Origin of the sequence: Streptomyces sp. SS7, from assembly GCF_037993025.1 — a bacterium.
GTDB lineage: Bacteria > Actinomycetota > Actinomycetes > Streptomycetales > Streptomycetaceae > Streptomyces.
In genome coordinates, this window is the sequence record NZ_CP141223.1 from 7,107,746 (window position 1) to 7,130,600 (window position 22,855).

The 22,855-nt window shown below is 73.2% G+C and carries 17 protein-coding genes; 7 read left to right on the plus strand and 10 right to left on the minus strand.

Features of this window, described 5'->3' with window-relative positions:
- Positions 1-20: 20 nt before the first annotated feature.
- A complete protein-coding gene (locus U5640_RS32645) occupies positions 21-1,484 on the minus strand; it encodes an NAD(P)/FAD-dependent oxidoreductase (protein WP_340380503.1) in 1,464 nt (487 codons plus the stop codon).
- A 197-nt stretch (positions 1,485-1,681) separates the two neighbouring features.
- Positions 1,682-2,581 carry a TIGR01777 family oxidoreductase gene (locus U5640_RS32650; RefSeq protein ID WP_340380505.1) on the minus strand — a complete coding sequence of 300 codons (900 nt, stop codon included), beginning with the start codon at positions 2,579-2,581 and terminating at the stop codon, positions 1,682-1,684.
- 70 nt (positions 2,582-2,651) lie between these two features.
- Between U5640_RS32650 and U5640_RS32655 the strand changes: the two genes are divergently transcribed.
- A complete protein-coding gene (locus U5640_RS32655; protein ID WP_340380507.1) occupies positions 2,652-3,146 on the plus strand; it encodes a GNAT family N-acetyltransferase in 495 nt (164 codons plus the stop codon).
- Positions 3,147-3,166: 20 nt separating this feature from the next.
- Here the strand turns inward: U5640_RS32655 and U5640_RS32660 are convergent, their stop codons facing one another.
- Positions 3,167-4,351, minus strand: coding sequence for a MarP family serine protease (locus U5640_RS32660; protein WP_340380509.1), 1,185 nt, complete (start codon positions 4,349-4,351; stop codon positions 3,167-3,169).
- Positions 4,352-4,418: 67 nt separating this feature from the next.
- Here U5640_RS32660 and U5640_RS32665 point away from each other — a divergent pair, with 67 nt between their 5' ends.
- Together U5640_RS32665 and U5640_RS32670 are read left to right on the plus strand one after the other, a co-directional pair.
- On the plus strand, positions 4,419-5,504 hold the full coding sequence (locus U5640_RS32665) for a peptidoglycan recognition protein (protein ID WP_340380511.1): 1,086 nt from the start codon (positions 4,419-4,421) through the stop codon (positions 5,502-5,504).
- The gene (locus U5640_RS32670) at positions 5,501-5,761 is read left to right on the plus strand and encodes a hypothetical protein (RefSeq protein ID WP_340380513.1); all 261 of its coding nucleotides are present in this window, start codon (positions 5,501-5,503) and stop codon (positions 5,759-5,761) included. The genes U5640_RS32665 and U5640_RS32670 overlap by 4 nt, the downstream gene beginning before the upstream one ends.
- Before the next feature lie 13 nt (positions 5,762-5,774).
- On the opposite strand, the gene U5640_RS32675 is transcribed toward U5640_RS32670, so the two are convergent.
- From U5640_RS32675 to U5640_RS32705, 7 genes are all read right to left on the minus strand, one after another.
- Positions 5,775-6,296, minus strand: a complete 522-nt coding sequence (locus U5640_RS32675; RefSeq protein ID WP_340380515.1) for a DUF4240 domain-containing protein — start codon at positions 6,294-6,296, stop codon at positions 5,775-5,777.
- 54 nt (positions 6,297-6,350) lie between these two features.
- On the minus strand, positions 6,351-7,322 hold the full coding sequence (locus U5640_RS32680) for a WYL domain-containing protein (RefSeq protein ID WP_340380517.1): 972 nt from the start codon (positions 7,320-7,322) through the stop codon (positions 6,351-6,353).
- A gap of 96 nt (positions 7,323-7,418) precedes the next feature.
- Positions 7,419-10,121, minus strand: a complete 2,703-nt coding sequence (gene aceE, locus U5640_RS32685; protein WP_340380519.1) for a pyruvate dehydrogenase (acetyl-transferring), homodimeric type — start codon at positions 10,119-10,121, stop codon at positions 7,419-7,421.
- Positions 10,122-10,434: 313 nt separating this feature from the next.
- Positions 10,435-11,058 (minus strand): GntR family transcriptional regulator, encoded by a 624-nt coding sequence (locus U5640_RS32690; protein WP_340380521.1) that lies wholly within the window; start codon positions 11,056-11,058, stop codon positions 10,435-10,437.
- A gap of 300 nt (positions 11,059-11,358) precedes the next feature.
- Positions 11,359-13,131 carry a 2-oxoglutarate dehydrogenase, E2 component, dihydrolipoamide succinyltransferase gene (gene sucB, locus U5640_RS32695; RefSeq protein ID WP_340380523.1) on the minus strand — a complete coding sequence of 591 codons (1,773 nt, stop codon included), beginning with the start codon at positions 13,129-13,131 and terminating at the stop codon, positions 11,359-11,361.
- 60 nt (positions 13,132-13,191) lie between these two features.
- The gene (lpdA, locus tag U5640_RS32700) at positions 13,192-14,580 is read right to left on the minus strand and encodes a dihydrolipoyl dehydrogenase (RefSeq protein ID WP_340380525.1); all 1,389 of its coding nucleotides are present in this window, start codon (positions 14,578-14,580) and stop codon (positions 13,192-13,194) included.
- Positions 14,581-14,852: 272 nt separating this feature from the next.
- Positions 14,853-16,379, minus strand: a complete 1,527-nt coding sequence (locus U5640_RS32705) for a leucyl aminopeptidase (protein WP_340380527.1) — start codon at positions 16,377-16,379, stop codon at positions 14,853-14,855.
- Positions 16,380-16,770: 391 nt separating this feature from the next.
- Here U5640_RS32705 and U5640_RS32710 point away from each other — a divergent pair, with 391 nt between their 5' ends.
- The 4 genes from U5640_RS32710 to U5640_RS32725 all read left to right on the plus strand — a co-directional run bounded on the left by U5640_RS32710 (position 16,771) and on the right by U5640_RS32725 (position 22,730).
- Positions 16,771-18,807: a hypothetical protein gene (locus U5640_RS32710; protein WP_340380528.1), complete on the plus strand. Its 2,037-nt coding sequence runs from the start codon at positions 16,771-16,773 to the stop codon at positions 18,805-18,807.
- 142 nt (positions 18,808-18,949) lie between these two features.
- Positions 18,950-20,467, plus strand: a complete 1,518-nt coding sequence (gene pelF / locus U5640_RS32715) for a GT4 family glycosyltransferase PelF (protein WP_340380530.1) — start codon at positions 18,950-18,952, stop codon at positions 20,465-20,467.
- Positions 20,464-21,912: a hypothetical protein gene (locus tag U5640_RS32720; RefSeq protein ID WP_340380532.1), complete on the plus strand. Its 1,449-nt coding sequence runs from the start codon at positions 20,464-20,466 to the stop codon at positions 21,910-21,912. The genes pelF and U5640_RS32720 overlap by 4 nt, the downstream gene beginning before the upstream one ends.
- A complete protein-coding gene (locus U5640_RS32725) occupies positions 21,909-22,730 on the plus strand; it encodes an endo alpha-1,4 polygalactosaminidase (RefSeq protein WP_340380534.1) in 822 nt (273 codons plus the stop codon). Before U5640_RS32720 ends, U5640_RS32725 begins: the two co-directional genes overlap by 4 nt.
- Positions 22,731-22,855 lie beyond the last annotated feature (125 nt).

Below are 22,855 nucleotides of genomic sequence, written 5' to 3' on the forward strand. Positions count from 1 at the left end.
CACCGTGTCGAAGAACCGGGTCACGCGGCCTCGGCGGCGGCGCCCCGCACCGGATCGGCCCGATGCATGGATCCCCCCGCCCCCAGATCGGACAGGATCGCCGCAGCCGCCCGGTGGGCGGAGTGCAGCGCCCCCTGGACGGTACTGGTGTCCCGGTGGTCCCCGCACACGTACAGCCCCGCGAGGAGCCGTACCGCACGCCGCAGATCGTGCGGCGGGCGCATCGCGGGCACGGCTTCGGCCGTGTGGTGGACGGCGAGCGTCTCCCACCGCGCTGTCGAGGTGCCGTACAGCCGCGCGAGATGCATCCGTACGGCGGTGTCGACGCCGTCGGGCGGGGTGCCGAGGACGGTGGAGGAGATCAGGGCGCGGCCCTCGGGAGCCCGCGAGGGATCGACCGCGCTGGTCACGGTGGTGTGCGCGACCGGCCCGCCGCGGTCGGCGTCCAGCAGCAGGGACCCGCCGGTCGCCGGGGGCTCGTCCGTGGTGTGGTGGACCACCGTCACGGGGTGGAAGACCGGCACCCGCAGACCGGGCAGCAGCTCGGCCGCGGCGCGCGCGTCGGTGGCCACCAGGACCGCGCGGCAGCGGAACTCGCCGTGCTCGGCCGTGGCCACCGAGGTCGTGGAGACCGAGGTGACGTGCACCCCGGTGTGCACCACGCCCGGCGGCAGCGTCCGGGCGAGCAGCTCCGGCAGCACCTCGGCGCCGCCCTCCGGCACACAGAGCCGGCCCGCCGCGAAGGCGCGCAGCGCGAGGTCCGCGCACCGGCTGGAGGTGGTGAGGTCCGGGTCGCACAGCAGCGCGGCGAGCAGCGGGCGCAGGAACCCGTCGATCGTGCGGGCGGGCAGCCCGCGCGCGGCGAGGGCCTCGGCCGCCGCCGCCTCCGGGCGGCGCAGCAGCCGTTCGGCGGGGGTGGCCGCGAGCCGGGTGAGGGCGGCGCCGAGCCGGGCCTGGTCCACGGCCGTGCCCAGCGGGGCGCCCGGCCGCACCCGGGGCGGCGGGACGGACTGCCACGGCCCGCCCGGGCGGGAGCCGGGCAGGGGCACCGCCCGTCCGCCGGGCGGCGCCCCGGTCCGGGCGGCGGCCGCGCGCGGCCGGGGCAGCGCACCCGGCCGAGGGGCGTTCGCCAGGGCGCGTACGGCGTGGAGTGCGCCCCTCGCGCTCCCCGCGCCCGCCTGCGCGCCGGCCCGGTGGTGGCGCCCGTCGCTGTGCAGCAGGACTCCGGGGGTGAAGGGACGCAGGACGAGCGCGTCGAGCCCCGGGGTCAGGCCCAGTTCGGGGTAGGCCGTGGACAGCAGCTGCCCGATGCGGTCGAGCCGGAAGCCGTCGACCTTCTCGGTCGACATGCGGCCGCCGACGCAGTGGGCGGCCTCCAGGACTGCGGTCGTAACTCCTGCGCTGGTCAGCCGATGTGCGGCGGAGAGTCCGGCGACTCCGGCTCCCACGACGACGACGTCTGCCTGGTACGCGGGCTCAAGCACGTGCCCCTCCTCGAGGTTTGCGCGGCCGGTGGAGACGTCATGCCCCCAACTGGCTTCCGGGATGCCCGAGTTCGGATCGAGGTTAGGGCCCGGAACGGTCAGGGGCAGTCGCGCATCGACAGGGCACGGTCGCACGACGGTCGCATACGGTCGCCGCGGGTGGGCACGTCCGGTCGCACACCGCCGTACGCGCCCTCTCACGCCGCCCGCACGGCGTCCTCGATCCCCGGGAACGCGAAGGTGAACCCGGACTCCAGCAGCCGCTTCGGCACCACCCGTGCGCTGCCCAGGACGTCCCCGGCCATCTCGCCGAGCACCGTGCGCAGCACCGGCGCCGGCACCGGGAACAGCGTCGGCCGCCGCAGCACCCGCCCCATCGCCTCGGTGATCTCACGGTTCGTCAGCGGCTCGGGAGCGGTCAGGTTGAACGGCCCCGACAGGTCGTCACGGTCCAGCAGGTACCGGATCGCCGCGACCTCGTCGTGCAGCGCGATGAACGACCAGTACTGCCGGCCGTCGCCCATCCGCCCGCCGAGGCCCGCCCGGAACAGCGGGAACAGCTTCGCCCAGGCCCCGCCGCCGCGCGCCACGACCAGCCCGGTCCGGGGGAACACGGTCCGTACCCCCGCCCGCCCGGCGGGCGCCGCCGCGGCCTCCCACTCCACGCACAGCTCCGGCAGGAAGCCCGTGCCGGCGGGGGAGTCCTCGTCGACGACCCGCTCGCCCGTCTCGCCGTAGATGCCCGTCGCGCTGCCGTTGACGAACACCCGCGGCGGCTCGTCGAGCGAGGCGATCGCCCGCGCGAGACCCGCCGTGGCGTGCACCCGGCTGTCGTGGATGCGCCGCTTGTAGTCCTCCGTCCACCGCCGGTCCCCGACCCCGGCTCCCGCCAGGTTGACCACGGCCGCGCACCCGGTGAGCCCCGCCGCGTCCACCTGCCCCCGCTCGGGGTCCCAGCGCACCTCGTCCGCGCCCCGGGGCGCGTGCCGCACCAGCCGGACCACCTCGTGCCCGTCGGCCGTCAGGGACCGCACCAGGGCGCTGCCGATGAGACCGGACGCGCCGGCCACCGCGATTCGCACACGTTCCTTCTGCATGGACTCATCCTGCCGGGCGGCTGCGTAAAACCCCCGTCGGTCCCCGCCCCGCGCGGCCTAGGGTGACGCCATGTCCGACACTCCCGCCCTCCGCATCCGGCCCGCCCGCCCCGCCGACGGCCCCGCGCTCGCCCGGCTCGACCACGCCACCTGGTCGCATCTGCACTCCGTCTCGCCGCGGCGCGCGCCCGACGCCGCCTTCTTCGACGAGCGCCACCTGCCCGAGGACCACCTCGTCGCCGAACTCGGCGGCGACGTCCTCGGCTACATCCGCCTGGTGCCGCCCACCTCGCTGGCCGCCACCGCGCACGTACGGCAGATACAGGGCCTCGCCGTGGCCGACGAGGCCCGCGGCCGGGGCGTCGGCCGGGCCCTGGTCCGCGCGGCCGTCGAGGAGACCCGCCGCGTCGGCGCCCGCCGCATCACCCTGCGCGTCCTCGGCCACAACACCCCGGCCCGAAAGCTCTACGCCTCCGAGGGCTTCGAGGTCGAGGGCGTCCTGCCGGAGGAGATGTTCCTGGCGGGCGAGTACGTGGACGACGTCCTGATGGGCCGCCGGGTGTGACGTTCCGAGGGGAGGGGCCGTCAGCTCGTCAGCTCACCCGTGTCCACCGCGGCCGTGGCCTTCGCCGCCTTCGCCGCGTCGGCGGAGACCTCCGCCGCCGTCAGCACGTACCCCGTCTCCTTGTCGGACGTGGACCGCGCGAAGACCACCCCGTACACCTCGCCGTCCGTGGTCAGCAGCGGGCCGCCGGAGTTGCCGGGGCGGACCGTCGAGCGGATCGAGTAGATCTCACGGGTCACGGTCGAGTCGTTGTAGATGTTCCGGCCGGTCGCCTTCACCCGGTGCGCGACCGTCGCCGCCTGGAGGTTGAGGTCGCCGTCCTGCGGATAACCCGCCACGACCGCCTCGTCGCCGCGCTCCGCGGAGTCGTCGAAACGCAGCACGGGGGCGCGCAGCTGCGGCACGTACAGCACGGCCACGTCCTTGTCCGGGTCGAAGAGCACCACCGTCGCGTCGTACGAGGACCCCACCCCGCCCACCCGCACGCTCGGGTGGTCGATACCGGCCACCACGTGCGCGTTGGTCATCACATGCTCGGGCGCGTACACGAACCCGCTGCCCTCACGGCCCTGGTCGCCCGAGGACCCCTCGATCTTCACCGTGCTCAGCTTCGCCGCGTCGGTCGCCCTCGCCGTCACGCTGTCGCCGCTGGGCTTGGCCACCTCGGCCGTCGACTCGTTCTCGAAGGGGTTGAAGACCTGCGGGAAGCCCGCCTGGGTGAGCGCGGAGGTGGCGTTGGAGAACCACGCCGGGGTGGTGTCCGGCATGGCGTCCTGCACCGCGCCCAGCAGCTTGGAGTCCCGGATCGCCGACGTCACCACCGGTGAGGAGGGCGAGGCGCCCAGCACGCTCGCCGCCACCCAGGCCACGATCAGCACCGCCACCGCGTTCGCCACGGCCCCGCCGATCCCGTCCGCCACCCGCAGCGGCCCCCGGTCCAGCTCGCGCCGCAGCCGCAGCGCCAGCCGCCCCGCCAGCTCGTGCCCGAACGCCGCCGGCACCAGGACCGTGAACACCGCCGCCACCGTCGCCGCCGTGGTCCCCGGCGTCACCAGCCCCATCACCCAGGGCAGCACCCACACACCGACCACCGCGCCGCCCACGAACCCGGCGAGCGAGACACAGCCCGCCACCAGGCCGCGCCGGTAGCCGGAGCCGGCGTAGGCGAGGATCACCAACGCCAGCAGGATGTCGAGCAGGTCCACGGGGCCGCCTTTCTCTAGGACCCTTCAGTACGCGGGGGACGGGCCCAGTGATCAGCCGCACGCGCGCATGGCTGAACACGATCGGCCCCGCGTGCGTGCACCCCGGAGAACGCCGTGGACGGGGACGATGGTTCCACCAGGTGGCACAGCACACATCGCGGGCGGGACGGAACCGGCCGACAGTGGGTCCATGTGCGCCCTTCGACCGGCCCCGCGCGGGAGCCGGGGAACGCGACGAGGACGGCGCCCGGCGCGGATACCGGGGTCGCTCCTCGCGCTGCTGGGCTGTCTGCCGGGGTTCGCCGCCGTCACCGCCCTGGTGCTGTGCACGGGCGGCGCCGACCACCTCGTCACGGCCCGGCCGGCTGCCCGCGCCGGGCTGCCCACCCCGGCCCGCAGCCCGGCGGCGCGCCCGCACACCGCGGTCCGGCCGCCGATCGTGCCCCGCACCGTGTGGCTGGACGCCCGCACCCTGCGCCGGCAGCCGCCGCCGCGCTACGACGACAAGGTCGTCGCCGTCTTCGTCCACCACACCGACTCGCCCAACGGCTACGACTGCGCCGACGCGCCCCGCATCATCCGCTACCTGTACACGGGCCAGACCGGCGCCCGCGACTGGGACGACATCGGCTACAACTTCCTCGTCGACCGCTGCGGCACCATCTACGAGGGCCGCGCGGGCGGGGTCGACCGCCCCGTCACCGGCGCCCACACCCAGGGCTTCAACCACCGCACCGCGGGGATCGCCGCCCTCGGCACGTTCACCGCAGGGGTGCCCGTCCCGCAGCCCATGGTCGACGCGATCGCCGCGCTGACCGCCTGGAAGCTCGGCCTCGCCGACGTCGACCCGCGCGCCATGGCCCGCCTCACCTCCAGCAACAGCCTCAGCCGGTACGCCGCCGGCACCACCGCGACCCTGCCCGCGCTGGCCGGCCACGACGACGGCTACATGACGAGCTGTCCCGGCGCCGCCCTCAGCGCCCGCCTTCCCGAGATCCGCGCCACGGCCGCCCGGCTCCAGGGCCGGGGGCCCGTCACCGCACCCTCGGAGACACTCACAGGAACACCTCAGGCAGCCTTCAGAGTCCTCCCATTCCCGCCCCTTAACGTCATGGACGACACCACGGAGAACGACCGGAGGCGGGGACGATGAACAGCAGTCACACGAGCGAGCGCACCACCACCGGCCGGCCCACCACCGGCCGGCCCACCACCGGCCGGCCCCGGACGGCCCGCGGCCCATGGGCGGTCCTGTGCGCCGTCACCGCGGTGGTCCTCGGCCCGGCGGCCGTCACCGCGTCCGCCCTCGAACAGGCCAACAAGGCCCCGCTGCACCACGCGGTGCGCGCCGACGACCCGACGCAGGCGTACCTGCCGACGGACAGCACCCGCCGCAGGAGCGCCCTCTGAACCCCGCCGGCACTCACTCCTTGAAGCGGGCCCACAGCCGGGGAAAGCGCTCGGCGAGCGCCCCCTCGTTCTCGAAGTCGACGGGCGTGCCCTCGGGTTCGGACGGCGCGGGCTCGAGGCCGAGGTCCGGGGCGACGGTCCCGGTGAGCTGCTCGTAGGCCTCGTCGGCCGCGTACCCGAGCTCCTCCCCGTCCCCGTCGATCTCCTCGTCGAACTCCTCCAGCAGCTCCGCCAGCGCGTCCGGATCGTGCACCGCGCCCTCGAAGGTCTCCCGGCCCTGCCCGATCAGCCAGCACCGGAAGAAGTCGAAGGCGTCGTCGCTCGCGCCGTCGAGCAGCACCCACGCGGCGCCCCACAGGTCCCAGGTGTAGGCGCGGTTGTAGCGGGACTCGAAGTGCCGGGCGAAGTCGAGCACGGACTCCGGGTCCAGCCGGATCAGCCGCTCCACGAGCAGGTCGGCCTGCTCCTCGGGGTCGCCGTCCGCGGCCGTACGGGAGGTGTCCACCAGCTCCCAGAACTCCAACTCGTCCATCACGGGTCCAAGCATCGTGCCTGCGGGGGTGCGGCGCACCCGGAGTGCCGGGGATTGTCACGCCCGCCGGTACAACTCCGCCAGTCGACCCGCCTCCTCGGCGAACCGCCGCCGCAGGGACTCGGGGGAGACCACCTCGGCCTCGGCGCCGAGCCCGGTGAGCTGGCTGTGCGCCACGTCTTCCGACTCCACCCGCAGGGTCAGCGTCACCCAGCCCCGGGCGTCGGGTTCCCCGGCCGCCGCCAGCGCGTCCCGGGCGGCCACCGGATCCACGGCGTGCGGCAGCGCGCGCAGCCCGGCCTCCGACAGCCGTACGACGACCTCGGCGCGCAGGATCGAGCGCGCGAACCGCTCCGCCTGCTCGCCCCAGAACCCCGGCAGATCGAAGTCCTCGTCCCGGACGAAACGATCCTTCAGCTCCTCCACCCCGACGAACCGGTCGATCCGGTACGTCCGGAAGCTCCCGCACACCCGCGCGCACAGGTACCAGACCCCCGCCTTCAGGACGAGCCCGTACGGCTCCAGCTCCCGCTCGACCTCGCCCTCCCCGCGCCGGTAGCGCGCCCGCACACACCGGTCGTCCCACACCGCCTCCGCGAGCACCGCCAGCGCCCCGGGGGTCTCCGGCTCCCGGAACCACGCGGGCGCGTCCAGATGGAACCGCTGCGCCGCCGCCTTCGGGGCGTCCCGCAACGAGGGCAGCAGCGCCGCGGACACCTTCAGCCGGGCCGCCGACGCCGCGTCCTCCAGCCCCATCTCCCGCAGCGCCCCCGGCACCCCGCTCAGGAACAGCGCCTCCGCCTCACTGCGGGCCAGCCCGGTCAGCCCCGTCCGGTACCCGCCGACCAGCCGGTAGCCGCCGGCCCGCCCCCGCTCCGCGTACACCGGGACGCCCGCCTCCGACAGCGCCTGCGCGTCCCGGGTGACGGTCCGCTCGGACACCTCGAGCTCCCGCGCCAGCTCGGCGCCGGTCATGGCGGGGCGGGATTGCAGGAGCAGCACCATCTTGATGAGGCGGGCAGCGCGCATACGGTCATGATGCCGGGGCCCGCGCACCGGGAAGGGGCGTACGGCGGTCGCCGCACACCCCTTCCCTAAACCGTGACCTACGACGGCCGCCGGCTGCTACAGGCCGTAGCGCTCGCGCGCCTCCTTCACCGCGGTGGCCTTGACCTCGCCGCGCCGGGCGAGCTGGGCCAGGGCCGCGACGACCACCGACTGGGCGTCCACGCCGAAGTGGCGGCGGGCGCCCTCACGGGTGTCGGAGAGGCCGAAGCCGTCCGCGCCCAGCGAGGACCAGTCCTGCTCCACCCACTGCGCGATCTGGTCCGGGACCTGGCGCATGTAGTCGGAGACCGCGAGCACCGGGCCCTCGGCACCCTGCAGCGCCCGGCGGAGGTAGGGGATGCGCTCCTCGCCGCGCAGCAGCGCCGCGTCGGCCTCCAGGGCGTCCCGGCGCAGCTCGGACCAGGAGGTCGCGGACCACACGTCGGCGGCCACGCCCCACTCCTCGGCGAGCAGCTTCTGCGCCTGCAGAGCCCAGTGGATCGCCGTGCCGGAGCCGAGCAGCTGGATGCGCGGGGCGTTCGCCACCGGGGACAGGCCCGCCGACTCCGCCGTGTTGAAGCGGTACAGACCCTTGAGGACACCCTCGTCGACACCGGGGCCGGCCGGCTTCGCGGGCTGCGGCAGCGGCTCGTTGTAGACCGTCAGGTAGTAGAAGACGTTCGGGTCCTCGCCCGGGGCGGCCTCGCCGTACATCCGGCGCAGTCCGTCCTTGACGATCACGGCGATCTCGTACGCGAACGCCGGGTCGTACGTCAGCGCGGCGGGGTTGGTCGCGGCGATGACCGGGGAGTGGCCGTCGGCGTGCTGGAGACCCTCGCCCGTCAGCGTCGTACGGCCCGCGGTGGCGCCGACGAGGAAGCCGCGGCCGAGCTGGTCGCCGAGCTGCCACATCTGGTCGGCGGTGCGCTGCCAGCCGAACATCGAGTAGAAGATGTAGAACGGGATCATCGCTTCGCCGTGCGTGGAGTACGCGGTGGACGCGGCGATGAAGTCGGCCATCGAACCGGCCTCGGTGATCCCCTCGTTGAGGATCTGGCCGTTCTCGGCCTCCTTGTAGTACATCAGCTGGTCGCGGTCGACCGGCTCGTACGTCTGCCCCTTGGGGGAGTAGATGCCGAGCGAGGGGAACAGCGACTCCATGCCGAAGGTGCGCGCCTCGTCCGGGACGATCGGCACCCAGCGCTTCCCGGTCTCCTTGTCCCTGACCAGGTCCTTGATCAGGCGGACGAAGGCCATGGTGGTGGCCACGTTCTGGGAGCCGGAGCCCTTGTCGAAGGAGGCGAACGCCTTCTCGGCCGGGGCGGGCAGCGGGGCCAGCGGGTGCACCCGGCGGGCCGGGGCGGGGCCGCCGAGGGCCGCGCGGCGCTCCTGGAGGTAGCGGACCTCGGGGGAGTCGGCGCCCGGGTGGCCGTAGGGCACCACGCCGTCGGTGAAGTCGCTGTCCTTGATGGGCAGTTCGAGCAGGTCGCGCATCGCCTTGAACTCGTCCACCGTCAGCTTCTTCATCTGGTGGTTGGCGTTCTTCGACGCGAAGCCCTCGCCGAGGGTGTGGCCCTTGACCGTCTGCGCCAGGATCACGGTCGGCGCGCCCTTGAACTCGACGGCGGCCCGGTAGGCGGCGTAGACCTTGCGCGCCTCGTGGCCACCGCGCGAGAGGTGGAAGCACTCGAGGATCTTGTCGTCGGACAGCAGCCTGGCCATCTCGACGAGCGCCGGGTCCTTGCCGAAGAAGTCCTGGCGGATGTAGGCGGCGTCGCGGGTCTGGTACGTCTGGACCTGGGCGTCCGGCACCTCGCGCAGCCGGCGGACGAGCGCACCCGTGGTGTCGAGCTGGAACAGCTCGTCCCAGGCCGTGCCCCACAGGGTCTTGACGACGTTCCAGCCGGCGCCGCGGAACTGGGCCTCCAGCTCCTGCACGATCTTGAAGTTGGCGCGGACCGGACCGTCGAGGCGCTGCAGGTTGCAGTTGATGACGAAGGTCAGGTTGTCCAGACCCTCGCGGGAGGCGAGGGCGAGTGCGGCGGTCGACTCCGGCTCGTCCATCTCGCCGTCGCCGAGGAAGGCCCAGACGTGGGACGCGGAGACGTCCTTGATGCCGCGGTTGGTCAGGTACCGGTTGAACCGGGCCTGGTAGATCGCCGACAGCGGGCCGAGGCCCATCGAGACGGTCGGGAACTCCCACAGCCAGGGCAGCCGGCGCGGGTGCGGGTAGGACGGCAGGCCGTTGCCGCCGGCCTCGCGGCGGAAGTTGTCCAGGTGGGACTCGGTGAGCCGGCCGTCGAGGAAGGCGCGGGCGTAGATGCCGGGGGAGGCGTGGCCCTGGATGTAGAGCTGGTCGCCGGACCCGTCGGCCTCCTTGCCGCGGAAGAAGTGGTTGAAGCCGGTCTCGTAGAGCCAGGCCGCGGAGGCGAAGGTGGCGATGTGGCCGCCGACGCCGTACTTCGAGCCGCGGGTCACCATGGCGGCCGCGTTCCAGCGGTTCCACGCGGTGATCTTCCGCTCCATCTCCTCGTCACCGGGCGCGGAGGGCTCGGCGGCGGTGGGGATGGTGTTGACGTAGTCGGTCTCGAGGAGCTTCGGCAGCGCGATGCCGTTGCCCTCCGCCCTCTCCAGCGTGCGGCGCATCAGGTACGCGGCACGGTGCGGGCCGGCCGCCTTGGCGACCGCGTCCAGCGAGGCCTGCCACTCGGCGGTCTCCTCCGGGTCCCGGTCGGGGAGCTGGTCGAGCTCGCTGGGCTGGATGGCGTTGGGGTCGGTCATGTCGCCGCCTTCCTCAGTCGAAGGGGGTTCCCTCATCGGTAAGGGTTCGGGGGTGCCCTTGGTCTTTGGCAGGACAGGGCTGAGGGCCCCGTGTGGGAGCCCGTCGGCGACTCTAACTCCCTGATCGATGATCGATCAAAGGGTTGAAGGGAAAAACCTCTCGATTACGAGAAAGTCGGCACGGGGTGTCTTTCGGACAGGCACCCGGTGCCGCTCATATCGGGCGTTTCCGCAGGTGGGGACACGCATGAGCGCGGGCACGCTCCCCTGGAACGGACGCGAGGCACGGGGCGCGGTGCCTGGTGCCGCGGTACTAGGCGCGCGGCGCGCAGCCGAGGACGTGCGCCTTCACCAGCTCCGCGATCCTCGGGTCCCGGCGGCGGAACGCCTGCACCAGCTCCTCGTGCTCCTCCGCGTACGACTGCTGGACCGTGCCCAGCCAGCGGATGGACAGCGCGGTGAACACCTCGATGCCCAGCCCCTCCCAGGTGTGCAGCAGCACCGAGTTGCCGGCGGCCCTGACCAGCTCGCGGTGGAAGCCGACGGTGTGGCGGACCTGGGCGGTGCCGTCGGCGTTGCGGTCGGCCTCGTAGAGCGCGGCCACGTGCGGCTCCAGCGCCGAGCAGTCCACGGCCAGCCGCTGGGCCGCCAGCTCGGCGGCGATGGCCTCCAGACCGGCCCGCACCGGGTAGCTCTCCTCCAGGTCGGCCGCGGTCAGGTTGCGCACCCGGACGCCCTTGTTCGGCGCGGACTCGATCAGCCGCAGGCTCTCCAGCTCGCGCAGCGCCTCGCGCACCGGCGTCTGGCTGACCTCCAGCTCGGTGGCGATCCGCCGCTCCACGATCCGCTCGCCCGGCTTCCAGCGCCCGCTGACGATCCCCTCCACGATGTGCTCGCGGATCTGCTCGCGCAGCGAGTGGACGACGGGCGCGGTCATGAGTGCTCCTTAGACAGGGGCCGCCCTTGGGCCCCGGGGGCGTTGACGTTTAGACAATACGGCCGGTTCACGCCGCCGGTCAGGCGGGCGACGGCGCTTTTACGCAGGTGAGACATGGCGCACACGGTTGCCGGGGGCGCCCTGTGAGGGTGGCAGGCGGTGTCGTCGGGCGGGTACGGGCCGGGTGCGGCCGGTCGCGCGGTTCCCCGCGCCCGGGGAGGCCGGCGTCGCCGTACGCCACAAAGCGGCGCCCCGCCCGGGTGAGCCCGGGCGGGGCGCCGTACCGCGTGATCAGGTGGTTCAGAGGCCGAGCTCGACCTCGAACTCGCCCGCCTCCAGGATCGACTTGACCGCGGTCAGGTAACGGGCCGCGTCGGCGCCGTCGACCAGACGGTGGTCGTAGGACAGGGTCAGGTACGTCATGTCGCGGACGCCGATGACCGTGCCCTCCTCCGTCTCGATGACGGCCGGACGCTTCACCGTGGCACCGATGCCGAGGATCGCGACCTGGCCCGGCGGCACGATGATCGTGTCGAAGAGCGCGCCGCGCGAACCGGTGTTGGAGATGGTGAAGGTCGCGCCGGACAGCTCGTCCGGGGTGATCTTGTTGCCGCGGACCTTGCCGGCCAGGTCGGCCGTGGCCTTGGCGATACCCGCGATGTTGAGGTCGCCGGCGCCCTTGATGACCGGGGTCATCAGGCCCTTCTCCGAGTCCACCGCGATCCCGACGTTCTCGGAGTCGAAGTAGGTGATCGTGCCCTCGGCCTCGTTGATCTTGGCGTTGATGACCGGGTGGGCCTTCAGCGCCTGGGCCGCCGCCTTCACGAAGAACGGCATCGGGGAGAGCTTGACGCCCTCGCGCGCGGCGAAGGAGTCCTTGGCCTGGGCGCGCAGGCGCATCAGACGGGTGACGTCCACCTCGACGACCGAGGACAGCTGCGCCTGCTCGTGCAGCGCCTTGACCATGTTGTCGCCGATGACCTTGCGGATGCGGGGCATCTTGACGGTCTGGCCGCGCAGGGGCGAGGCCTCCAGCGCCGGGGCCTTCCTGGCGGCGACCGGAGCGGCGGCGGCCGGAGCCGGGGCGGCGGCGGCCTTGGCGGCCTCGGCGGCGGCGATGACGTCCTGCTTGCGGATACGACCGCCGACGCCGGTGCCCTTGACGGAGCCCAGGTCGACGCCGTTCTCGGCGGCGAGCTTGCGCACCAGCGGGGTGACGTAGGCACCCTCGTCGGCGGGCTGGGCGGCGGCGGGCGCGGGCGCCACGGGCGCCGGGGCGACCGGGGCCGGGGCGGCCGGCGCGGGGGCCGGAGCCGCGGGCTGGACCGGCGCGGGGGCGGCCGGGGCGGCCGGAGCAGCCGGGGCCGGGGCGGCGGGAGCGGCCGGGGCAGCGGCGGCGGGCGCCGGGGCCGGGGCGGCCGGGGCCGGAGCGGCGGCCGGAGCCGCGCCCGGGGCGCCGATGACGGCGAGCTTGGCGCCGACCTCGGCGGTCTCGTCCTCACCGACGACGATCTCCAGCAGGACACCGGCGACCGGCGCCGGGATCTCGGTGTCGACCTTGTCCGTGGAGACCTCGAGCAGGGGCTCGTCCTCCGCGACCTCCTCGCCGACCTCCTTCAGCCAGCGGGTGACGGTGCCCTCGGTGACGGACTCGCCGAGCGCGGGCAGGACCACGTCAGTGCCCTGCGCGGAGCCGGCGCCGGCGGTGGCCTCGGCCGTGGGCGCCGGGGCGGGGGCGGCCTGCTCGGTGGAGGGCTGGGCGGCCGGGGCCGGCTCGGGAGCCGGAGCGGCGACCGGCTCGGCGGCCGGGGCCGGGGCGGCGGCCGGGGCGCCGGTGCCGTCGTCGATGATCGCCAGCTCGGCGCCCACCTCGACGGTCTCGTCCTCGGCGACCTTGATGGACGCCAGGATGCCCGCGGCGGGCGCGGGGATCTCGGTGTCGACCTTGTCGGTGGAGACCTCGAGCAGCGGCTCGTCGGCCTCTACGCGCTCACCCTCGGCCTTCAGCCAGCGGGTGACGGTGCCCTCGGTGACGCTCTCGCCGAGCGCCGGAAGGGTTACGGAAACCGCCATGGTTTCGGTTGCTCCTTACGAGTTGCGGAAGTCTGTGTCGTCGCTTCGTCGACCGAGGGGTCAGTCGTGCGCGTGCAGCGGCTTGCCCGCGAGGGCCAGGTGGGCCTCGCCGAGCGCCTCGTTCTGCGTCGGGTGGGCGTGGATGAGCTGGGCGACCTCGGCCGGCAGCGCCTCCCAGTTGTAGATCAGCTGGGCCTCGCCGACCTGCTCGCCCATGCGGTCGCCGACCATGTGCACGCCGACCACGGCGCCGTCCTTGACCTGGACGAGCTTGATCTCGCCCGCGGTGTTCAGGATCTTGCTCTTGCCGTTGCCCGCCAGGTTGTACTTCAGAGCGACGACCTTGTCCGCGCCGTAGATCTCCTTGGCCTTGGCCTCGGTGATGCCCACGGAGGCGACCTCGGGGTGGCAGTACGTCACCCGCGGGACACCGTCGTAGTCGATCGGGACGGTCTTCAGACCGGCCAGGCGCTCCGCCACCAGGATGCCCTCGGCGAAGCCGACATGCGCGAGCTGGAGCGTCGGGACGAGGTCGCCTACGGCGGAGATCGTGGGGACGTTCGTCCGCATGTACTCGTCGACCAGGACATAGCCGCGGTCCATCGCGACGCCCTGCTCCTCGTAGCCGAGACCGGCGGAGACCGGGCCGCGGCCGACCGCGACCAGCAGGATCTCGGCCTCGAACTCCTTGCCGTCGGCCAGGGTCACCTTGACGCCGTCGGCGGTGTACTCGGCCTTCGAGAAGAAGGTGCCCAGGTTGAACTTGATGCCGCGCTTGCGGAAGGCGCGCTCCAGCAGCTTGGAGCTGTTCTCGTCCTCGACCGGGACGAGGTGCTTCAGACCCTCGATGACGGTGACGTCCGCGCCGAACGACTTCCACGCCGAGGCGAACTCGACGCCGATGACGCCGCCGCCCAGGATGATCGCGGACTGCGGCACGCGGTCCAGGACGAGGGCGTGGTCGGAGGAGATGATCCGGTTGCCGTCGATGTCCAGACCCGGCAGCGACTTCGGCACGGAGCCGGTCGCCAGCAGGACGTGACGGCCCTGGATGCGCTGTCCGTTGACGTCGACGGAGGTGGGGGAGGACAGCCGGCCCTCACCCTCGATGTAGGTCACCTTGCGGGAGGCGACCAGCCCCTGGAGCCCCTTGTACAGGCCGGAGATGACCCCGTCCTTGTACTTGTGGACCCCGGCGATGTCGATGCCCTCGAACGTGGCCTTGACGCCGAACTGCGCGCTCTCGCGCGCCTGGTCGGCGATCTCGCCCGCGTGCAGCAGGGCCTTGGTGGGGATGCAACCCCGGTGCAGGCAGGTGCCGCCGACCTTGTCCTTCTCGATCAGGGCGACGTCCAGGCCCAGCTGCGCCCCGCGCAGGGCCGCGGCGTAACCGCCACTACCACCGCCGAGGATCACTAGGTCGAAAACGGTGCTGGCGTCGTTCGCCACGTCACGTCCTCCATGCATGTGCGCCGTGCGCCGGTCGTCGCTGACCGCCGGCGGCTGGTGTCCGGCCGCTCTTTCTTCGGCCCTGTGGTGGGGGCCCTGTCCTGCCGAGCCCCATCCTCGCACTTGTCGGAGGCCAACGAGACACGGGGCCGGGGTGTGAGACGTCCCACGTTCAGATGAGCAGCCCAAAAGGGGCGCGGGGGACTGTGCGACCAGCCCCCCGCGCCCCTGTGGTCGCTGTGCGACGGAACGGGCCGGGTTGTCGGGCCGGCTCAGCCCAGCTCGCCCGCCGCGGTCAGTTCGGCGAGGCGCACCAGCGTCCGCACGGCCGTCCCGGTGCCGCCCTTCGGCGTGTACCCGAAGGGACCGCCCTCGTTGAACGCGGGCCCGGCGATGTCCAGGTGCGCCCAGGTGATCCCCTCGCCCACGAACTCCCGCAGGAACAGTCCGGCCACCAGCCCGCCGCCCATCCGCTCACCCATGTTCGCGATGTCGGCGGTGGGGGAGTCCATGCCCTTGCGCAGGTGCTCCGGCAGCGGCATCGGCCAGGCCGGCTCGCCGACCTCCTCGGCGGCCTCGTACACCGCCGTGCGGAACGCGTCGTCGTTGGCCATGACACCGAACGTCCGGCTGCCCAGCGCCAGCATCATCGCGCCGGTCAGCGTCGCCACGTCGACGATCGCGTCCGGCTTCTCCTGGGACGCCGCCCACAGCGCGTCGGCGAGGACCAGCCGGCCCTCCGCGTCGGTGTTCAGCACCTCCACGGTCTTGCCGCTGTACATGCGCAGCACGTCACCCGGGCGGGTGGCGGTGCCGGACGGCATGTTCTCGGCCAGCGCGAGCCAGCCGGTGACGTTGACCTCGAGGCCGAGCCGCGCGGCGGCGATCACGGCGGCGAAGACCGCCGCCGCCCCGCTCATGTCGCACTTCATCGTCTCGTTGTGACCGGCCGGCTTCAGCGAGATGCCGCCCGAGTCGTAGGTGATGCCCTTGCCGACGAAGGCGAGGTGCTTGTCCGCCTTCGAGGAGGTGTACGACAGCTTGACCAGGCGCGGAGCCGCGGCGGAGCCGCCGCCGACGCCCAGGATGCCGCCGTAGCCGCCCTTGGCCAGGGCCTTCTCGTCGAGCACCTGGACCTTGATGCCGTGCTCCTTGGCCGCGGTCTGCGCCAGGGTGGCGAACGCCTCGGGGTCGAGGTCGTTCGGCGGCATGTTGATGAGGTCGCGGGCCCGGTTGAGCTCCTCGCCGACGGCGGTGGCGCGGGCGAGCGCGGCCTTGTGGGCGGCGTCGCGCGGCTTCCCGCCGAGCAGGGCGGCCTCGGCGAGCGGCGCCTTGGCGTTCTTCGCCCCGGCGTCGGCGCCGTTCTGCTTGTAGGCGTCGAAGGAGTAGGCGCCCAGCACCACGCCCTCGGCGACCGCGCCGAGGTCGGCGGCGTCCGTCAGGGGCAGGGCGAAGGCGGCCTTCTTGGAGCCGGTCAGGGCGCGGGCGGCCACGCCGGCCGCCCTGCGCAGCGCCTCGGCGTCGTAGGAGGCGTCCTTCTCGGGCTCCGCGCCCAGCCCCACCGCGAGCACGAGCGGCGCCTTGAAGCCGGCCGGGGCCGGCAGCTTCGTCACCTCGCCCTCGGCGCCGGTGGCGCCGAGGGTTTCCAGCACGCCGGCGAGGCGGCCGTCGTAGGCCTGGTCGACGGGCTCGGAGCCCGGGGCAACGATCGGGCCCTTTACGCCCTTGGCGACACCGATCACGATCGCGTCGGCCCGGAGGCCGGGCGCCGCGGCGGTGCTGAGAGTGAGAGCAGTCACGGTGGTGAAATCTCGCTTCCGATGTGGAGTTGCTGTGGCCGGAATGTGTGGGTCGACCGGGCCCGGCAGCAGACCCTAGACGGTGTCTGATCTCGGCCGGAGGCGCGGTCGGGTCCGGGGCGCGTCGCGTCGGCGCGGCGAACCGGCGTGACGAACCCCGCAACGAGCCTACGCGTGCCCGCGCATTCGCTCATGCACGCGAGCGTTCACCTGTCCGTGGCGTCGTAGCCATTTCTGGATCCTGGCACTCCATGAGGTGGGTCACACTCGTCGGGTTCCGGCGAAGAGATCACTTCGCTGTTTCGCACGATTTCCACGGATCCTTCGCCGTATCGGCACAGCCATGCCTGCTGCCCGCGCGCGGAGATCCATCTCTGGGGGAGGACACACCATGGCGCAGCGTGCGCACATGTGGAGAAACGCCAAGAACGCCGCCGCCTTCATGGCGGCCGCGGGGCTGACGGCGCTGAGTCTGGGGGCGGCACCCGGCGCCACCGCGGCAGGGGAGCCGCGGATCGACCTGAGGGTCCTGGTCGTGGACAACGGGGACACCCCCGTACAGGCCATCACCGCCCAGCTGAAGAGCACCGGCATCCCGTACACCGTCGTCGACCTGAACTCCGCGAGCCGGCCGACGATCACCGCGGCCTTCCTGGCCGACACGGTGAACGGCACCGCGAGGGCGCGGTTCCAGGGCGTCGTACTGCCCAACGAGGCGCCGTTCGGGGCCGGTTCGGCCGAGCAGACCGCGCTGGAGACGTACGAGCGGACGTACGGCATCCCGCAGGTCGACGCCTACACCTGGGCGCATCCCGAGGTCGGCCTGGAGTACGCGAACTACTCCGGTTCCCTCGACGGGCGGGCGGCGTCCGTGACCACGGCCGGCAAGGCCGGCTGGTTCGGCTACCTCGACGGCGGCTTCACCTTCGAGGACAACTCGCCCACGATCGGCGAGAGTTACGGCTACCTGGCGGCGCCCAGGGCCGGCTACACCAGCTATGTCGACGCACCGCTGCCCGGTGGCGGCGGCACCGGCAGCCTGGTCGGCGAGTACGCCCACGACGGACGCCGCGAGCTGGTCGTGACGTTCGCCTACAACCAGTACCAGCAGCAGTTCCGGCTGCTCGCCCGCGGCATCGTCGAGTGGCTCACCCAGGGCGTCCATCTGGGCCAGGCCCGCAACTACTTCGCCGTCCACGTCGACGACGTGTTCGCGCCCGACGCCCGCTGGGACGCCGCGCGCAACTGCACGCCCGGCGACATCGACTGCGTCGGCGGCGGGGACGACAGCGAGACCCCGATCCGGATGACGGCCGCCGACGCGGCCTACGCCGCCCAGTGGCAGCGCGAACACGGTTTCACCATGGACATGGTGTACAACGCCGGGGCCGGGGAGGAGTGGAAGACCGAGAACGGCGGCACCGACGCCATGGCCGACCGGCTCCTCGCCGACAAGGCCGAGTACCGCTGGATCAACCACACCTACACCCACCCGTTCCTCGGCTGTGTGCAGGACACCTCCACCGTGCCGTGGAGCTGCGCGAAGAACGCCGACGGCTCGACGCAGTACATGAGCCGCGCCGACATCTCCGCGCAGATCCGCGACAACAACGACTGGGCGGCGGCCAAGGGCCTGCCGGTCGACCGCACCGAGCTGGTCACCGGCGAGCACTCCGGCCTCAAGACCCTGCCGCAGCAGCCGAACGACAACCCCAACCTCGCCGGCGCCCTCTCCGACAACGGCGTCAAGTGGATCGCGTCCGACAACTCGCGCGAGCCCGAACAGCGTCCCGTCGGGAAGGCGTCGACCGTTCCGCGCTACCCGATGAACGTGTACTACAACACGGGCACCAAGGCGGAGATGGCCGACGAGTACAACTGGATCTACACCTCCAGGGCCGACGGCGGCAGCGGGGTCTGTGAGGGCAACGCCTCCTCCACCTGCCTCTCCCAGCCGCTGGACACGGCCACCGGCTACGACGACGTCATCGTCCCGCAGGAGGCCCGCACCGACCTGGGCCACGTCATCAGCAACGACCCGCGGCCGCACTACGCCCACCAGTCCAACCTGGCCGAGGACCGCCTGCTCTACCCGGTCATGGACCAGGTCCTCGCCGACTACAAGGCCCTGTTCGCCGACAACACCCCCGTGGAGAACCTCCGCCAGAGCGCCATCGGCACCGAACTCCAGCGCCGCGCCGCCTGGCAGGCCGCCGTCGCCGCCAACAAGGTGACCGCGTACCGCATCGGCAACACGGTGACCGTCACCGCGCCGAACGGCACCCAGATCCCGGTCACGGCACCCGAGGGCACGAAGAAGCAGCAGCTCCTCGGCAGCTCCGTCTTCGGCACCCCGTACGCCGGCCGCCGCTCGGACTGGACCACGCCGAACGGCCTCCAGACCGCGGTCACGCTGAAGCTGCCGTAACGACCGACACTCCTGGGGCGCGCGAAGCGCGTGCCCCAGGGGCGCGGGGAACTGCGCGACCAGCCACCACAGACCCGCACCCGGCATCGGTCCGCAGTTTCCCCACATCATCCGCACCACAACCAAGGGAAGCGGCGCAGCCATGCGCACAGGCCGAAGCGTCACCATGCTCACCGAAGGCACCTACCCGCTCGTCCACGGAGGCGTCAGCACCTGGTGCGACCAACTCGTCAAGGGCATGCCGGAAGTCGACTTCCACGTCGTCTCGCTCTCCGGCAGCGGCCGTGAACCCGTGACCTGGGAGCTGCCGCCCAACGTCCGCCGGCACAGCTCCGTGCCGACCTGGGGCCCGCGCCCCGGCCGCAGACGGCCGCCGTACGGCAGGGACCTGCGCCGTTTCGGCGACGCCCTCGAACGCCTGCTGCTCTCGATCCTCGACCCCGCCTCGCCCTGCGACTTCGGTGAGAGCCTCTACGACCTGGCCGCACTCGCCCGCGAGGGCCGGCTGACCGCGGCCCTGCGCACCGAGACCGCGCTGCGCTCCCTGCTGGTGACATGGACCATGCCGCACCTGCCCACCGCGGCCGCCGCCCCCACCGTGCACGACGCGCTCACCGCCGTGGACCTGCTGGAACACGCCCTGCGCCCGCTGGGTTTCCGGGTCCCCGCCGACTCGGTCGCGCACGCCGTCAGCAGCGGCCTCGCCACCCTGCCCGCCCTCGCCGCCCGCCACTTCGACGGCGTGCCGTTCCTCCTCACCGAGCACGGCATCTATCTGCGCGAGCGCTACCTCGGCAGCCGCCGCGAACCCCGGCGCTGGCCGGTGAAGGCCTTCATGCTCGGCTTCCACCGCGCCCTGAACTCCCTCGGCTACCGCGCGGCGGACCTCATCACGCCCTGCAACCAGTACAACCGCCGCTGGGAGGAGCGCGGCGGTGCCGACCCGCGGAAGATCCGCACGGTCTACAACGGCGTCGACCCGCACGCCTTCCCGCACGCCGGACCCGAGCCCGACGTGCCCACCCTGGCCTGGTGCGGCCGTATCGACCCCATCAAGGACCTGGAGACCCTGCTGCACGCCTACGCCGCCGTCCGCGCCGAGCTCCCCGACACCCGGCTGAGGCTGTTCGGCCCGGTGTCCCCCGGCTGCGAGGCGTACGCGACCGGGCTGGCCAAGCTCGCCGCCGAACTCGGCGTCACCGACGGCCTCACCTTCGAGGGCCGGGTCACCGACGTCTCGCACGCCTACGCCGCCGGCCATCTCGTGATGCTGTCCTCGATCTCCGAGGGCTTCCCGTTCTCCCTCATCGAGGCCATGTCCTGCGGGCGTACGACGGTGTCGACGGACGTCGGCGGAGTGCGCGAGGCCGTCGGCGACACCGGTCTGGTCGTCCCGCCGCGCGAGCCGGAGAAACTCGCCGCAGCCGCCCTGACCCTGCTCAAGGACGACGAACGACGCCTGAAACTGGGGGAGTCGGCCCGTCAGCGGGTCATCGACCGGTTCACGCTCCGCCGTTCGGTCGACCACTTCCGCACGATCTACCAGGAACTCGCGGGCCTGGACGTCTACGAACCCACCGTCGAGACGGTCGCCGACTGGACCGAGGAACTGCGCGACCCGTGGTACCGGGCCGTGGCCACGGACGGGACGGGCTGGTGAACCGCGCGACCGACGGCCGCGAGACGGCCGCACACCCGCTCGTCCCCCGCCAGCGCAGCGCGGCGGCCCCCTCCTGGGCCGACCCCGACCCGGTCGGCCGGCTCGCCGCACAGCTCGGCGACTGCGCGGCCGCCGCCGTCCACCCGGACGAGATAGCCGCGGTGCTGGAGTCCGACGGCCTCTCCGACGACCAGATCCGCGAACGCTACGGCGTGCGCAACTCCTTCGCACTCGCCGAGGAGCTCTACGCCCGCGTCCCGCGCCACCACCCGGAACCCGACGCACCCCCGCACGACCCCTGGCGGATCGGCCTGCCCGCCTGCCTCCTGCGCGGGCTCCTCTTCGCCCTGCCCGGCCTCGCGTACGTCCTCGGCGCCCCGCTGCTCACCGGCCCGCCCGGCGCCCTCGGCCTGCCGCCGGGCACGGTTCCGCTGCTGGCCGGCGCGCTGTTCGGCTGGACCTGGAACCAGGGCCTGGCGCACCGGGCGTACGCCTGGCTGGGACTCGGCGAGCGCGCGGCCGCCCGGCGCTGCCTCCTCGTCGGGGCCCCGGTGGGCGCCCTGCTCGGCGCGCTGGTCCCGCCGGTCTTCGCCGGACCCGCGGACGGGGCGGCCGTGGTCTTCGCCGCCGGCCAGTCCTGCTACCTCGGCGCCTCCACCACCCTGCTCGTCCTCGGCCGCGAACGGGCCCTGCTGGCCGCCCTGACCCCGCTCACGGCGGGCGCCCTCCTGGCCCTCGCCCACCCCGTCCCCGACGTCATCGCCCTGACCCTGCTGGTGGGTTCCCTGGCCGCGGTGATGCTGCTCGGACTGCTCTGTGTCGCGCCCGCCGTACGCGCGCCGGCCTCCGGGGCCGACGCCCCCGCCGCGGCGGCCTCCCTGCCGTACGCCCTGTTCGGCCTCGGCAGCGGCGCCCTCGTCCTGTACGCGGCCCTCGGCGACGTCCTGGCGGGGCGGGAGCACGGCGCGCTCGCCGCCCCCTCGGCCGTGGCGCTCACCCTCAGCATGGGCCCCGCAGAATGGCTGCTGTACCGCTTCCGCAGCGGCAGCCTCGCCGGACTGCGCACCACGGGCACCCCGCACGCCTTCCGGCGGGCGACCCTGCGCACCGGTGCCGAGTGCCTCACCGCCTACCTGCTGGTCCTCCTGGCCCTCGGACTGGGCGCCACCGCGCTGTGGCCGGACACCCCCGCCCCCACCGCCGTACGCGTCGCGGACCTGCTCCTGCTGGGCGTCGTGCTGTGGACCGGGCTGCTGCTCCAGTCCTTCGGCGCGGTCCGCGGCCCGGCCGCCGTCTGCTGCGCCGCGGCCCTCGCCCAGACCGTCGCCCTGCTCACCCGCCCCGCCGACCCGCACGCGGTGGCCCTTACGGTGTACGCAACGGCGGCCGCCGTCCAGGCGCTGCTGGTCCGCACACTCCTGGGAAGAGCGACGGCCCACCGATGAACACGCGATCCCTCCTCGCGACCGCGTCCCTGCTCCTGCTGCTCACGGGCTGCACGACGGTCTCCGACGGCGGCGACGACGACCGCGACGGCCCGGCGACCGGCGGTGCGTCCGCGGCGAAACGCTGGCAGCCCCGGCCCGGCACCGACTGGCAGTGGCAGCTCAGCGGCCGGCTGGACACCTCCGTGGACGTGCCGGTGTACGACATCGACGGCTTCGACCACTCCGAGGAGACCGTCGCCGCCCTGCACCGGGACGGCCGCAAGGTCATCTGCTACCTGTCCACCGGAGCCTGGGAGGACTGGCGCCCGGACGCGGGCGACTTCCCCAAGGCGGTGATCGGCGAGGGCAACGGCTGGAAGGGCGAGCGCTGGCTCGACATCCGCGCGGTGGACGTCCTCGAACCCCTGATGGCGGCGCGCCTCGACATGTGCCGGGACAAGGGCTTCGACGCGGTCGAGCCGGACAACATGGACGGCTACAAGAACACCACCGGATTCCCGCTGAAGGCGCCGGACCAGCTCCGCTACAACCGGCTGCTCGCCCGCCTCGCCCACGAACGCGGCCTGTCCGTCGGCCTGAAGAACGACCTCGACCAGATCCCCGCACTCGTCGACGACTTCGACTTCGCGGTCAACGAGCAGTGCGCGCAGTACGACGAGTGCGCGGACCTGACCCCGTTCACCGAGGCCGACAAGGCGGTCTTCCACGTCGAGTACGAACTCCCGACCGGCGCCTTCTGCGCCGAGTCCCGGCGCCTGGGACTGAGTTCGCTGCGCAAGAAGTACGAGCTGGGTGCGTGGCGCGAGGCCTGCTAGTGCGTCCCCCTAGTGCCGTGACCGGGAAGGTTTGCCGGCTCGCGACGCCCGGCACGGCACCTCGCCGCGTTGTCGCATCACCCGAGTACATCCAGTACGCGGGCGACGCTCCGCCTTGCGATGCA